Raw genomic sequence first — 13,091 nt, 5'->3', positions numbered from 1 at the left:
CGTGATGAACCGACTGAACAGCTCGCTCGAGCGTTTTCTTCCCGAACAGCGACTTTTCCTGCGATCCGACGATGCAACGCGCTTCGTCAGGCTTCGTCCGATGACGCAGCTTCTGGGAATCAGCGGCATCACACTGGGCTTCGGCTGGATGCTGGTCGCCAGTTCCATCCTCGTGATCGATGCGGTCAGTTCGGGCAGTTCGCGCGACCAGATCATCCGCACCCAAAGCGCCTTCGAAGAACGGCTGGACCAGCTTTCTGCCGAACGCGACGCCCGCGCGGCCGAGGCTGTCGCCGCCCAGAACCGCTTTGCCGTGGCGCTGGATCAGGTCTCGCAGATGCAGTCCAAGCTGCTGGCCTCGGAAGAACGCCGCCGCGAGCTTGAGACCGGGCTGAACGTGGTGCAATCGACCTTGCGCGATGCCATCACCGAACGCGACGACGCGATCCGCCTGACCGATGGCGAAGATGCGGGCGCGACGGATGCGGATCGCAGCAACGAGGTTTCGGTTGCGCTGGACATCCTGTCCGGAGAGCTTCGCAGCGCCGCCGCGGAACGCAGCGAAGCCCTGCAAGAGGCCGAGCAGGCGCGCAGCGCCGCCGCCGATCTTGAAACCCAGCGCGATCAGATCATCGCCCGCAACGACGAAATCCTGACGCGGCTCGAAGATGCCGTGACGGTTTCGGTCAAACCGCTGGACGAGGTGTTCCGCTCGGTCGGGATGAACCCCGAGGACGTTCTGCGGACCATCCGGCAGGGCTATGCCGGTCAGGGCGGCCCGCTGACGCCGCTGTCCTATTCGACCCGCGGCGATGCCGCGCTGACCCAGGGCGAAACCAAGGCGAACCAGATCATCGTCACCCTGGACCAGATGAACACCTATCGCATTGCGATCGAGAAACTGCCCCTGGCGATGCCGGTCAAATCGGCGTTCCGCTATACCTCGGGCTTCGGCCGCCGCTGGGGACGTATGCATGAGGGCGTGGACATGGCCGGTCCGGTCGGCACGCCGATCTATGCGACCGGCGACGGCGTCGTGGTATTCGCCGGCCGCCAAAGTGGCTACGGAAACCTTATCAAGATCCAGCACGAATTGGGCGTCGAGACGCGCTTCGGCCATCTGTCGCGAATTGGCGTGAAGAAGGGCCAAAGGGTGTCGCAAGGCGAGCGGATCGGTGATATGGGCAATACCGGACGCTCGACCGGGCCGCATCTGCATTACGAGGTGCGCATGAAAGGCCGGGCGGTGGACCCGATGAGCTTCATCAAGGCAGCAAGCAATGTTCAGTAAGACCCGCGTGACAGAAAACCGTCCCCAGCAAACCTCGTCGTCGTCGCAGGCCTCCGCCGCCGCGACGGATCAAGGTGCCGCGCCCGCAACGTCGTCGCCGCAGCCCGAACGCAGCGAACCCGCGCCCAGCCCGGCAAAACGCGCTGTGCCGTCGGTGCTGTCGTCCGACCTGACCGTGACCGGCAACATCCAGACCGATGGCGACATCCAGATCGAGGGCAATGTCGAGGGCGACATCCGCGCCCATCAGCTGGTCATCGGCGACAGCGCCACCATCAAGGGCGAGATCGTCGGCGACGAGGTCGTGGTCCATGGCCGCGTGATCGGCCGCGTGCGCGGCCTGAAAGTCCGCCTGACCGCGACTGCCCGGGTCGAGGGCGACATCATCCACAAGACGATCGCGATCGAATCGGGTGCTCATTTCGAAGGCTCGGTCCAGCGTCAGGAAGACCCGCTGGCCGGCGGCAACACCAAGAAACTTGCCCCACCGCACGCCGGTTGAACCTGCATTCCCGACCTTGTCACAGGATCACAGCCCGCGTCGTCGCGGGCTGTTTGCGTTTCGGTCCCCTGCACCGCGCCCCAATCCAATTCCCCCGGGGCGCTGAATACAGCATCTGCCGATCCGGCAAAGCGCATCGGCCGCTTCCGCGCTAGGCTGCCCGCGACGCATGGCGGCGCCGCGGGTTCGCGGGGCGGTCACCTATCATCTCTGAGGAGGGAAGATGAAGCTACTTCGTTACGGCGCAAAAGGCGCAGAGCGCCCCGGACTTCTGGACGCATCCGGAAAGATTCGCGATCTTTCGGGACACGTCACGGACATCGCCGCAGATGCGCTGACGCCCGACAGCCTGCAGCGGCTTGCCGCGCTGGATCCCGAAACCCTGCCGCTTGTGGACGGGGTGCCGCAGCAGGATCTGCGGCTTGGTCCCTGTGTCGGTCAGGTCGGAAAGTTCCTGGCCATCGGCCTGAACTATGCCGACCACGCCGCCGAGGCGGGAATGGATCTGCCGTCCGAGCCGATCATCTTCACCAAGTGGAACAGCTCGATCGCCGGGCCCGACGATGACCTGACCCTGCCCCCCGGATCCGTCGCAACCGACTGGGAGGTCGAACTGGGCATCGTGATCGGTGCGGGCGGCCGCGACATCCCCGAATCCGAGGCGCTGGACCGTGTTGCGGGCTACTGCATCGTCAACGACATCAGCGAGCGCGACTGGCAACTGCGGCGCGGCGGCACATGGGACAAGGGCAAGGGCCATGACGGGTTCGGCCCTATCGGTCCCTGGCTGGTTACGCCCGACGAGATCGGCGATCTTGCGGCGATGCGCCTGTGGCTGGATCTGGACGGCGCGCGTCAGCAGGATGGCACGACGGCGACCATGGTCTTCGGTCCCGCCCAGCTTGTCGCCTATTGCTCGCGCTTCACCACGCTGGCGCCGGGCGACGTCATCACGACCGGCACGCCACCGGGCGTCGGCATGGGTCAGAAACCGCCGAAATATCTGCGCCCCGGCCAGACCATGCGGCTTGGCATCGACGGGCTGGGCGTGCAAACCCAACATGTCATCGCCTAGCTGAAACGGGGGTTCACATGCCGTCCATCGCCATCACCGGGGCCGGCAGCGGCATCGGTCGCGCCACCGCGCGGTGCTTCATCAAGGCGGGCTGGCGCGTCGCGCTGATCGGACGGCGCGAGACCCCGTTGCACGACACGGCCGCAGGTCAGGCGGCTTTGGTGCTGCCCTGCGACGTGACCGATGCCGCCTCGGTCGATGCGGTCTTCGACCGGATGGCGCAGGAATGGGGCCGGCTGGACGTTCTGTTCAACAATGCCGGCCGCGGTGCCACGCCGGCAACCCCCGACCTGATGTGGCCCGAGGAATTCCGCGCGGTGATCGACGTGAATGTGACCGGCATGTTCCTGTGCGCCCGCGCGGCATTCCGGGTGATGCGTGCCCAGAATCCGCAGGGCGGCAGGATCATCAACAACGGATCGATCTCGGCCCATGTTCCGCGCGCGGGATCGATCGCCTATACCGCCTCGAAGCACGCGGTGACGGGCATGACGCGCAGCCTGTCGCTGGATGGCCGTCCCTTCGACATCGCCTGCGGCCAGATCGATATCGGCAATGCCGGGACCGATCTTCTGACCCAGGTCAGCCGTCAGGCCGCGAACCCTGAACCGCTGATGGATGTGTCGGTGGTGGCCGACGCCGTGCTGCACATGGCAAGCCTGCCGCACGGCGCGAACGTGCAGTTCATGACCGTGATGGCCACCAACATGCCCTATATCGGCAGGGGCTAGGCCAGGTCCTGCCCATCGGGCATCAAGCGTCGATAGACATGCCAGCTTGCATGGCCCAGCACCGGCAGCGCGATGAACAGGCCCAGAAAGAACGGCACCATTCCCACCGCCAGCAGTGCCGCGATGATCGCGGCCCACGCCGCCATCACGACCGGATTCGCAGCCACGGCGCGGATCGAGGCAATGATCGCGGTGATGAAATCGACCTCGCGTTCCAGCAGGACCGGCAGGCCCGCGACGGTGAAGGCGAACAGCACCGCCGCGAAACCCCCACCGATCAGCGTGCCGATCAGCAGCATCAGCAAGCCGCGCCCGGTCAGCAGGATCTCTGCCGAACTGGTGACGTTCGTCAGTGCCGACACGCCCATGAACAGGGCGAAAATAGTATGGGCCACGAACACCCAGAACATGAACAGCAACAGGATCACCATTGCCATCGACGGCACCTGCCGGTCCTTCTGGGCGAAGACCACGCCGATCACCGCGGGCCAGTCCAGCGGTTCTTCGGCTTCGATCCTGCGGCTGACCTCGTACAACCCGACCGCCGCGAAGGGGGCGATCAGCGGAAACCCCAGCACGAAAGGGATCAGCCACCATTCGCGTCCCGATGCCAGGGCAACGGCGGCGATCACCATGCCGCCCAGCACGTAGAAAGCCGTGAACAGCAGCCCGAAGGCCGGCGCGCGGCGGAAATCGCGCCACCCCGCCGACAGGGCGTCGGCAATATCGCGCATCCCGATCCGCGCGGGCGCAGGCAGTTCATCGGGAAGGTCAGGTCCAGGATCGGCAACTGGAGATACAGGCCTTGCCGTCTCGGGCCCGGATTCGGTCGCGTCTTGTGTGGTCAAGTCATCCTCCCATCACACGCGCGCCCGGACCGATGCTAGGTCCGAATCACCAAGCGTGCAACGAAAACAGATGTCTCAGCCAAGCCGTTCGCGCAGCGCCTGCGCGACATCGGGGGTGACGAAGCGGGACACGTCCCCGCCAAGCCGTGCGATTTCCTTGACCAGTTTCGAGGCGATCGCCTGCCGTCGTGCATCGGCCATCAGGAACACCGTCTCGATGCTGGCATCCAGCGCCCGGTTCATGCCGACCATCTGGAACTCGTATTCGAAATCGGCCACCGCGCGCAGCCCGCGCACGATCACCGAGGCGCCGACATCGCGCGCACAGTCGATCAGCAGGTTGTCGAACGGATGCACCAGGATCTCGCCCCCGGTGCGGGCGGCGATCTCGTCGCATTCCTGGCGCACCATCTCGACCCGCTGGTCAAGATCGAACAAGGGCGACTTGTCGCGATTGATCGCCACACCGATCACCAGCCGATCGACCAGCGCCATTGCCCGCTGGATGATATCGACATGACCCAAGGTGATCGGATCGAAGGTGCCGGGATAGAGGCCAATGCGCATCATGAGGCGTCCTTGTGCATCGTCGCCTCAGCAGGGAAAGCCGATTTGGCCACCGATTGCAAGCGTTTGGCCCGATTTGATGCGGGCTCAGTTGCCCATGATCATGCCGGTCAGCGCCTCTTTCTCGGCGGCAAGCTCTTGCAGGCGTCCGCTGACCGCGTCCCCGATCGACACGACGCCCAGCATCTCACCCTGATCGTCCACGACCGGCAGGTGGCGGAACCGGCCTTCGGTCATGCGCTGCAGCACGGTCAAAGCGTCTTCGCCGGTCGTGCATGTCTGGACATCGCGCGTCATCACGTCGGACACCGGGTTTGACAACACATCGGCACCCCGCTCGGCAAGTTGCCGCACGATGTCGCGTTCGGAAAGAATGCCGGCGGGCTTGCGCCCGTCCGATGACACGACCACGGCGCCGATACGCTGTTCGGCCAGCAACTTCGCGGCTTCCCCAAGGGTCGCGTCGGGCTTGATCGTCACGATCGTGGCGGCCTGGACCCCCGGCTTTCCCGCGCCCTGTTTCATGGACAGCAACTGTCTGACCAGCATCGACCTACTCCTTCACGCCGTGGTTGATTTCATCATTTTCGCGGAATCATCCGCCGTCAAGCCCGACGATCAGTCGGGGCGAAGACCTGCTGTTCCAGCCGGGCGATCTCGTTGCGGATACCGTGGGCCAATGCGTCGGCCAGAATGCCAAGTCGCCGCGAATCGCGGTCATCGGCATGGCGCAACAGCCAGAAGCTGCGGGTCAGCGAAATGCGCTCGGGCAGGATCACCTGCAATCCCTCGACGAAGGGAATCGCGAAGTCATGGACGATGCCAAGCCCCGCCCCCGCGCGAATCGCCTGCATCTGAACCGACACCGCGTTCGAGGTGATCGCGGCGGTGTGGACGCCCGTCTCGGACAGATAATCCAGTTCCCGGTCGAATATCATGTCGGGGATATAACCGATCATCCTGTGCGCCTTCAGGTCTCCCAGGCCGGTGATCGGCGGATGGCGATCCAGATAGTCGCGATGCCCCGCTAGATGCAGGCGGTAATCGGACAGCCGCTGCACGGTCAGCCGCCCGGTGTCGGGGGGCGAGACCGCGATCGCCATGTCGGCCTCTCGCTTGGACAGGTTGACCACGCGCGGCAGGGCGACGATCTGGATCTCAAGCCGTGGATGCGCCTCGGCCAGGATCCGCGCGACCTGCGGCATCAGGTAATTGGCGCACCCATCCGGCACGCCCACGCGCAACTGCCCGCCGATCCCCTCTTCGCGCCGCGCCGATTCGACCACCGCCACGGCCGCCTTTTCCGCCGCCTCGGCCGGTGCGACCAGACGCCCGCCCTCGGCCGTCAGCCTGTATCCCTGCGGCGTCTTCGCGAACAGGCTGGCGCCCACGGCCTGTTCCAGCCGCATGATGCGCCGGCCCACCGTCGAGGCATCCATCCCCAGCCTGCGCCCCGCGCCCGACAGGCTTTCCGCGCGCGCGACGGCCAGAAAAATGCGAAGATCGTCCCAGTCCAACCCGGCCACCTTTGCAAAATTGCAAAACGCTTTTGCCATCCTGCCTCTTTCCGCGGCATTTCCGCAAGCCTATGGTTGCCCGAACATGATATGGAGGAAGCGATGCAAGAGATTGCGCACTGGATCGACGGCAAAGAGGTCGCCGGCACATCTGGCCGGTTCAGCGACATCTACAATCCCGCGACGGGCGAGGTGCAGGCTCGGGTCGCTCTGGCCAGCCAGGACGAACTGAACGCCGCCATCGCCAGCGCCGAAAAGGCGCAGGTCGGATGGGCCGCGACCAACCCGCAGCGCCGCGCGCGGGTGATGATGAAGTTCGGCCAGCTGATCAACCAGAACATGGACATGCTGGCCGAACTGGTCAGCAAGGAACACGGCAAGACCCTGCCCGACGCGCGTGGCGACGTGCAGCGCGGTCTTGAGGTGATCGAGGTGTGCATGGGCGCACCGGCGATGCTGAAGGGCGAATTCACCGACAATGCCGGCCCCGGCATCGACCTCTACTCGATGCGCCAGCCGCTTGGCGTCGTGGCGGGCATCACCCCGTTCAACTTCCCGGCGATGATCCCGCTGTGGAAGATGGGGCCGGCACTGGCCGCGGGCAACGCGATGATCCTGAAACCGTCGGAACGTTGCCCCTCGACCTCGATGGCGCTGGCAAAGCTTGCCCAAGAGGCCGGTCTGCCCGACGGCGTGCTGCAGGTCGTCAACGGCGACAAGGAAGTCGTGGACGGCATTCTCGACAACCCGACCGTCCAGGCGGTGGGCTTTGTCGGCTCGACCCCGATCGCCCAGTATATCTACGGCCGCGCGGCCACGAACGGCAAGCGCGCGCAGTGCTTCGGCGGCGCCAAGAACCACATGCTGATCATGCCGGACGCCGATCTGGACAAGGCGGCGGACGCGCTGGTCGGTGCGGGCTTCGGCGCGGCGGGCGAACGCTGCATGGCGATCTCGGTGGCGGTGCCGGTCGGTGACAAGACCGCCGACGCGCTGATCGAACGGCTTGTGCCTAAGATCGAAAAGCTGAAGGTCGGCCCCTATACCGCCGGCGACGACGTGGATTTCGGCCCGGTCATCACCAAGGCCGCGCAGGACCGCATCAACCGCCTGATCGCCTCGGGCGTCGAGGCCGGTGCCGATCTGGTTGTCGATGGCCGCGACCTGAAGATCCAGGGCTACGAGAACGGCTTCTTCTGCGGGCCCTCGCTGTTCGATCGCGTCACGCCCGACATGGACATCTACAAGGAAGAAATATTCGGCCCGGTCCTGACCACCGTCCGCGCGCAAAGCTATGACGAGGCGCTGCAGCTGGTGATGGACAATGACTACGGCAACGGCACCTCGATCTTCACCGCCGACGGCGACACCGCGCGGGACTATGCCAGCCGGGTCAATGTCGGCATGGTCGGCGTGAACTTCCCGATCCCGGTGCCGCTCAGCTACTACACGTTCGGCGGCTGGAAGAAATCGGCCTTCGGCGACCTGAACCAGTACGGCCCCGACGCGTTCCGCTTCTATACCAAGACCAAGACCGTCACGACGCGCTGGTTCTCGGGCATCAAGGACGAAGGTGCCAGCCTGAACTTCAAGGCGCTGGACTGACCCCTTCTTCTTTGTCCAAATACCCTGGGGGTCCGGGGGGCAACGCCCCCCCGGCCATCGCGGGACGCAGAGACGCGCGCCTGTCGAAGAAGGGGGCAAGAAGATGAGTGCGGAACCTGACTTCACGCTTGGCATCGAAGAGGAATATCTGCTCGTCGATGCCGAAACCGGCGACCTGGCCGAGGCGCCGGACGCGCTGATGCAGGACTGCAAGGCCCGGCTGAAGGATCAGGTCAGCCCGGAATTCCTGCGCTGCCAGATCGAGGTCGGAACCCCGGTCGCCCGCGACATCGCCGAGGCGCGCGACCGACTGCAGCATCTGCGCGCCGCCATTGCGCAGATCGCCGGCGAATACGGGCTGGCACCGATCTCCGCCTCGTGTCACCCCTTCGCGGACTGGCGCGACCAGCATCACACCGACAAGGAACGCTACAACGTCCTGTCACGCGACATGGCGGCGGTGGCGCGGCGCATGCTGATCTGCGGGATGCATGTGCATGTCGGCCTGCCGGATTCGGACATGCGCATAGACCTGATGAACCAGGTCTCGTATTTCCTGCCGCATCTTCTGGCGCTGTCGGCCTCCAGCCCGTTCTGGCAGGCCGAGGATACCGGGCTTTCCTCGTATCGCACGACGGTGTTCGGGGACATGCCGCGCACCGGCCTGCCGCCCAAACTGGGCAGCTGGGGCGAATTCGAACGCTCGGTCGGGGCGCTGGCCGAACTGGACATCATCGAGGACGCCAGCAAGATCTGGTGGGATCTGCGCCCCTCGGCGAAGTTTCCGACCCTGGAAACCCGGATCTGCGACGCCTGCCCACGGCTGGACGACACCATCACCCTGGCCGCGCTGATCCAGGCCACGACGCGGATGCTGTGGCGGCTGTCCCGGCAGAACACGCGCTGGCGCGAATACGACAATTTCCTGCTGGGGGAGAACCGCTGGCGCGCGGTCCGCTATGGGACATCCGAAGGGCTGATCGATTTCGGCGACCACAGGATCCTTCCCTTCGCGGAACTGGCCGAGGACTGGATCGCGCTGATCGCAGCCGATGCCGATGCGCTGAACAGCCAGCACGCCATCGCCCGCCTGCGTGACATGGTCGGCGCCGGCACCTCGGCCGATCGACAGCGCGCCGTCTTGTCGGGCGCGCTGTCTGCCGGTGCGACGCGCGATCAGGCGATGCGCGCGGTCGTCATGCACCTGATCGAGGAGTTTCGCCGCGACCTGTAAGGGCGCGATCCGCGCTTGCAACACTGTCGCAAGATTTGGCAATTAAACACATGTTCAATTCATGGCAGCCACAGGGGGAGGACGTCAGGTGGATTTCGCATTGTCCGAGGAACAGCAGGCCATCTTCGACATGGCCAGGGATTTCGGCCAGACCCGGATCGCGCCGCATGCACGCGACTGGGAAGCCTCTGGCACGATCCCCAGGGAATTGTGGTCCGAGATCGCCGGCCTTGGCTTCGGCGGTCTCTATGTGGCCGAGGAATATGGCGGCTCGGGCCTCAGCCGGCTGGACGCGGCGCTGGTCTTCGAGGCGCTGGCGATGGCCGATCCCGCGGTCGGGTCGTTCCTGTCGATCCACAACATGTGCGGCGGCATGATCGACAAGTTCGGCACGCCCGAGGACAAGGCGCGCTGGCTGCCTGACCTGTGCAGCATGACCAGGGTCTTCAGCTATTGCCTGACCGAACCGGGCAGCGGCTCGGACGCGGCGGCGCTGCGGACCCGCGCGGAACGCACGGATGACGGCTGGCGGCTGAACGGGACAAAGGCGTTCATCTCGGGCGGCAGCTATTCGGATGCCTATATCGCCATGGTCCGCACCGGCGAGGACGGGCCGAAAGGGATCAGCACCGTGATCGTCGAGGACGGCACGCCCGGCCTCAGCTTCGGCGCGCTGGAAGACAAGATGGGCTGGCGCGCCCAGCCCACGACGCAGGTGCAGTTCGACGACTGCGTGATCCCGGCCGGGAACCTTCTGGGCCAGGAAGGGCGCGGCTTTTCCTATGCCATGGCGGGGCTGGACGGCGGTCGGCTGAACATCTCGGCCGGGGCGCTTGGCGGCGCGCAGGCCGCGCTTGACGCGACGCTGGCCTATATGGGCGAACGCCACGCCTTCGGCAAAAGCCTCGATCAGTTCCAGGCCCTTCAGTTCAGGCTGGCCGAGATGGAAACAGCCCTGCAATCCGCGCGGATCTTCCTGCGGCAAGCCGCATGGAAGCTTGACACCGGCGCCCCGGATGCGACCAAGTTCTGTGCGATGGCCAAGCTTTATGTGACCGACCGCGCCTTCGAGGTCGCCAACCAGTGCCTGCAACTGCATGGCGGCTATGGCTATCTTGCCGATTACGGCATCGAAAAGATCGTGCGCGACCTGCGGGTCCACCAGATCCTTGAAGGCACCAACGAAATCATGCGGCTGATCGTCGGCCGCGCCCTGCTGGCCGAACGCGGCTGAACGATTGAAGGAGAACGCATGGACGACCTGAACATCCGCAAATCGGGCCGCGCCGGGCGCATCACCTTCACCCGGACGAAGGCGCTGAACGCGCTGACCCACGACATGGCCATCGCGATCCGCACCGCTCTGGTCGGCTGGCGCGACGATCCCGATGTGGATCTGGTCATCATCGACGCCGAAGGCGACCGCGCGTTCTGTTCGGGCGGCGACATCGCCGCGGTCTATCGCGCGGGCCTTGCCGGCGATCACCAGGTCGGACGCGACTTCTTTCGCGACGAATACCTGATGAATGCCACCATCGCCGACTACCCCAAGCCGGTGGTCGCCTTCATGCAGGGCTTCGTGATGGGCGGCGGCGTCGGCGTGGGTGGCCATGCCGGGCATCGCGTCGTCGGCGACACCACCCGGATCGCCATGCCCGAATCCGGCATCGGTCTGATCCCCGATGTCGGGGGCACATGGCTTCTGGCGCGCGCGCCGGGCCGGATCGGGGAATATCTGGCGCTGACCGGCGCGCGGATGGGGCCGGGCGACGCGATCCATGCAGGCTTTGCCGACAGCTACCTGCCCGAGGCGGAATGGCCCGCCGTGATCGCCGACCTGGAAAGGACGGGCGACGCCACGCGCATCATGGGCATCACGCCGCCGCCCGCGCCGCTGGCCTCGCGCGACCTGTCGGCCTTTGGCGGACGCGACGTGGCGCAGATCGTCGAGACGCTGGAACAGGCGGGCGACGACGACGCGCTGAAACCGATCCGCCGCAACTCGCCCCTGTCGATGGCCGCCGGCCTGGCGCTGGTCCGCGCCGCGCGCGGCGACCGGCGGATGCAGGAATCGCTGGCCCGCGAATACCATTTTACCTGGCGCGCCACCGAACAGGCCGATTTCATCGAAGGCGTGCGCGCGCAGCTGATCGACAAGGACCGCAACCCGAACTGGACCGCCGACGCCTCGCCCGAACAGGTCGAGGCGCTGCTGGCCCCGCTTGGCGAACACGAACTGCACTGGGAGGAACAGGCATGAAGATCGGTTTCATCGGACTGGGCAACATGGGCGCGCCGATGGCCGCCAATCTGGCCGAGGCCGGGCATCAGGTGCTGGGCTATGACACCGCCGCGCCCGAACCCGATGGCGTCAGCGCCGCGGCCAGCGCGGCCGAGGCAGCGGCGGATGCGGACGTGGTCATCACCATGCTGCCGAATGGCAAGATCCTGCGTTCCGTCGCCGATCAGGTGATCCCCGCGATGCGCCCCGGCGCGGTGTTCTGCGACTGCTCGACCGTCGATGTGGACAGCGCGCGGGCGGTGGCCGAACAGGCCCGCAACGCCGGTCTGGGCGCGCTGGACGCGCCGGTCTCGGGCGGCATCGGTGGCGCGCAGGGCGGCACGCTGACCTTCATGGTGGGCGGCGACGACGCGTCCTTTGCCACGGTGAAGCCGCTTTTCGACATCATGGGCCAGAAGGCCGTGCATTGCGGCGCCGCTGGCGCGGGACAGGCGGCCAAGATCTGCAACAACATGATCCTGGGCGTGACCATGATCGCCACCTGCGAGGCCTTCGCGCTGGCCGACAAGCTGGGGCTGGACCGGCAGAAGATGTTCGACGTGGTCTCGACCAGTTCGGGCTATAGCTGGTCGATGAACGCCTATTGTCCGGCCCCCGGCGTCGGCCCGGCCTCGCCCGCCGACAACGATTACCGCCCCGGATTCGCGGCCGAACTGATGCTCAAGGATCTGCGCCTGGCCCAGGCCGCCGCCGAGGGCGCGGACGCCGACACACCGATGGGCGCGCTGGCGATGCAGCTTTACCGCAACTTCGTCGAGGAAGAGGGCGGCACGGGCCGCGACTTCTCGGCCATGCTGCCGCGCTTTGCGGAGAAATCACGCGGCTGAGGGCGGGGGAATTGGACGGCGCAATGGGGGTTGTAGTAAAAATATGGAGGTGGGTTACGTCGCGCGAATCAAGGATGTTAGCAAATGCAACTTATCTATGGGCCTTTGTGAGTCACTTTAGCTGGTGCTCCGAGCATCCAGTGATTAATTCACTCGGCATCGTGGAATTGGGTGTGAGCTAAGACCGGGTCTTAGGTTCACACTCGAAATCAAACTGGTATAGAATTGCGCTCTATACTTGATCGAGTTCACCACGAATCATTTTCACAAAATCCAAAGGGTCATTAAAATAGTTTCGATAAGCTGACCTTAGCTGCCTCGGATTTTCAGAGCCAACATAAACAGCATTCAAACTTACGCCACTCTCCTCTAAACTTGTTGCTTTCTCCACTGCCTGCGACGCAGACTTGAAGGGAATGACCTCAAGTTCAAGACGCCCATCACTGTTATGAAAGATGTTTAGAACGTTGTGACGGCCGAGCTTTTCCTCATCTTCAAATTGCTTGAGAGCCTCAAGGCGTCTAAGTATTCCCAGCTTTTCTTCCAACGCATCAAGTTCGGACTTCAGCATAGGGGTGTCCGTCCCTAGAAA

The 13,091-nt window shown here is 65.0% G+C and carries 14 protein-coding genes; 9 read left to right on the top strand and 5 right to left on the bottom strand.

Annotation, left to right across the window (positions count from 1 at the left end):
* Positions 1 to 4: 4 nt before the first annotated feature.
* The 4 genes from J7359_RS06965 to J7359_RS06950 all read left to right on the top strand — a co-directional run bounded on the left by J7359_RS06965 (position 5) and on the right by J7359_RS06950 (position 3,599).
* A complete protein-coding gene (locus J7359_RS06965; RefSeq protein WP_247740246.1) occupies positions 5 to 1,291 on the top strand; it encodes a M23 family metallopeptidase in 1,287 nt (428 codons plus the stop codon).
* Positions 1,281 to 1,793 carry a polymer-forming cytoskeletal protein gene (locus J7359_RS06960; protein WP_209055901.1) on the top strand — a complete coding sequence of 171 codons (513 nt, stop codon included), beginning with the start codon at positions 1,281 to 1,283 and terminating at the stop codon, positions 1,791 to 1,793. Before J7359_RS06965 ends, J7359_RS06960 begins: the two co-directional genes overlap by 11 nt.
* A gap of 223 nt (positions 1,794 to 2,016) precedes the next feature.
* Positions 2,017 to 2,868, top strand: a complete 852-nt coding sequence (locus J7359_RS06955; RefSeq protein WP_209055900.1) for a fumarylacetoacetate hydrolase family protein — start codon at positions 2,017 to 2,019, stop codon at positions 2,866 to 2,868.
* A 17-nt stretch (positions 2,869 to 2,885) separates the two neighbouring features.
* Entirely contained in the window at positions 2,886 to 3,599 is a 714-nt protein-coding gene (locus tag J7359_RS06950) for an SDR family oxidoreductase (RefSeq protein WP_209055899.1), read from the top strand.
* Here the strand turns inward: J7359_RS06950 and J7359_RS06945 are convergent.
* The 4 genes from J7359_RS06945 to J7359_RS06930 all read right to left on the bottom strand — a co-directional run bounded on the left by J7359_RS06945 (position 3,596) and on the right by J7359_RS06930 (position 6,531).
* Positions 3,596 to 4,333, bottom strand: coding sequence for a DUF2189 domain-containing protein (locus tag J7359_RS06945; protein ID WP_209055898.1), 738 nt, complete (start codon positions 4,331 to 4,333; stop codon positions 3,596 to 3,598). The two genes, J7359_RS06950 and J7359_RS06945, sit on opposite strands and share 4 nt — an antisense overlap.
* A 189-nt stretch (positions 4,334 to 4,522) precedes the next feature.
* On the bottom strand, positions 4,523 to 5,014 hold the full coding sequence (gene coaD / locus J7359_RS06940) for a pantetheine-phosphate adenylyltransferase (protein ID WP_209056051.1): 492 nt from the start codon (positions 5,012 to 5,014) through the stop codon (positions 4,523 to 4,525).
* Positions 5,015 to 5,101: 87 nt separating this feature from the next.
* Positions 5,102 to 5,563: a CBS domain-containing protein gene (locus tag J7359_RS06935; RefSeq protein WP_209055897.1), complete on the bottom strand. Its 462-nt coding sequence runs from the start codon at positions 5,561 to 5,563 to the stop codon at positions 5,102 to 5,104.
* Positions 5,564 to 5,619: 56 nt separating this feature from the next.
* On the bottom strand, positions 5,620 to 6,531 hold the full coding sequence (locus J7359_RS06930) for a LysR family transcriptional regulator (RefSeq protein ID WP_209056050.1): 912 nt from the start codon (positions 6,529 to 6,531) through the stop codon (positions 5,620 to 5,622).
* A gap of 102 nt (positions 6,532 to 6,633) precedes the next feature.
* Here J7359_RS06930 and J7359_RS06925 point away from each other — a divergent pair, with 102 nt between their 5' ends.
* The 5 genes from J7359_RS06925 (at position 6,634) to mmsB (ending at position 12,499) form a co-directional block, all read left to right on the top strand.
* Positions 6,634 to 8,136 carry a CoA-acylating methylmalonate-semialdehyde dehydrogenase gene (locus J7359_RS06925; protein WP_209055896.1) on the top strand — a complete coding sequence of 501 codons (1,503 nt, stop codon included), beginning with the start codon at positions 6,634 to 6,636 and terminating at the stop codon, positions 8,134 to 8,136.
* Between the two features lie 103 nt (positions 8,137 to 8,239).
* Positions 8,240 to 9,370 carry a carboxylate-amine ligase gene (locus J7359_RS06920; protein ID WP_209055895.1) on the top strand — a complete coding sequence of 377 codons (1,131 nt, stop codon included), beginning with the start codon at positions 8,240 to 8,242 and terminating at the stop codon, positions 9,368 to 9,370.
* A gap of 88 nt (positions 9,371 to 9,458) precedes the next feature.
* Positions 9,459 to 10,604 carry an acyl-CoA dehydrogenase family protein gene (locus J7359_RS06915; protein WP_209056049.1) on the top strand — a complete coding sequence of 382 codons (1,146 nt, stop codon included), beginning with the start codon at positions 9,459 to 9,461 and terminating at the stop codon, positions 10,602 to 10,604.
* 18 nt (positions 10,605 to 10,622) lie between these two features.
* A complete protein-coding gene (locus J7359_RS06910) occupies positions 10,623 to 11,630 on the top strand; it encodes an enoyl-CoA hydratase/isomerase family protein (protein ID WP_209055894.1) in 1,008 nt (335 codons plus the stop codon).
* Positions 11,627 to 12,499, top strand: a complete 873-nt coding sequence (gene mmsB / locus J7359_RS06905; RefSeq protein ID WP_209055893.1) for a 3-hydroxyisobutyrate dehydrogenase — start codon at positions 11,627 to 11,629, stop codon at positions 12,497 to 12,499. Before J7359_RS06910 ends, mmsB begins: the two co-directional genes overlap by 4 nt.
* A gap of 232 nt (positions 12,500 to 12,731) precedes the next feature.
* Here mmsB and J7359_RS06900 read toward each other — a convergent pair whose 3' ends face one another.
* Entirely contained in the window at positions 12,732 to 13,070 is a 339-nt protein-coding gene (locus J7359_RS06900) for a hypothetical protein (protein ID WP_209055892.1), read from the bottom strand.
* Between the last annotated feature and the right edge of the window lie 21 nt (positions 13,071 to 13,091).

The sequence above is a fragment of the Paracoccus sp. R12_2 genome (assembly GCF_017744015.1).
In the GTDB taxonomy this organism is placed as follows: domain Bacteria; phylum Pseudomonadota; class Alphaproteobacteria; order Rhodobacterales; family Rhodobacteraceae; genus Paracoccus.
This window is presented reverse-complemented; position numbering and strand designations above follow the sequence as displayed.

Coding starts and splice junctions, on each gene's coding strand:
- J7359_RS06960 (WP_209055901.1), top strand. CDS start 1,281: ATGTTCAGTAAGACCCGCGTGACAGAAAACCGTCCCCAGCAAACCTCG.
- J7359_RS06950 (WP_209055899.1), top strand. CDS start 2,886: ATGCCGTCCATCGCCATCACCGGGGCCGGCAGCGGCATCGGTCGCGCC.
- J7359_RS06935 (WP_209055897.1), bottom strand. CDS start 5,563: ATGCTGGTCAGACAGTTGCTGTCCATGAAACAGGGCGCGGGAAAGCCG.
- J7359_RS06965 (WP_247740246.1), top strand. CDS start 5: ATGAACCGACTGAACAGCTCGCTCGAGCGTTTTCTTCCCGAACAGCGA.
- J7359_RS06945 (WP_209055898.1), bottom strand. CDS start 4,333: ATGCGCGATATTGCCGACGCCCTGTCGGCGGGGTGGCGCGATTTCCGC.
- coaD (WP_209056051.1), bottom strand. CDS start 5,014: ATGCGCATTGGCCTCTATCCCGGCACCTTCGATCCGATCACCTTGGGT.
- J7359_RS06900 (WP_209055892.1), bottom strand. CDS start 13,070: ATGCTGAAGTCCGAACTTGATGCGTTGGAAGAAAAGCTGGGAATACTT.
- J7359_RS06920 (WP_209055895.1), top strand. CDS start 8,240: ATGAGTGCGGAACCTGACTTCACGCTTGGCATCGAAGAGGAATATCTG.
- mmsB (WP_209055893.1), top strand. CDS start 11,627: ATGAAGATCGGTTTCATCGGACTGGGCAACATGGGCGCGCCGATGGCC.
- J7359_RS06925 (WP_209055896.1), top strand. CDS start 6,634: ATGCAAGAGATTGCGCACTGGATCGACGGCAAAGAGGTCGCCGGCACA.
- J7359_RS06955 (WP_209055900.1), top strand. CDS start 2,017: ATGAAGCTACTTCGTTACGGCGCAAAAGGCGCAGAGCGCCCCGGACTT.
- J7359_RS06910 (WP_209055894.1), top strand. CDS start 10,623: ATGGACGACCTGAACATCCGCAAATCGGGCCGCGCCGGGCGCATCACC.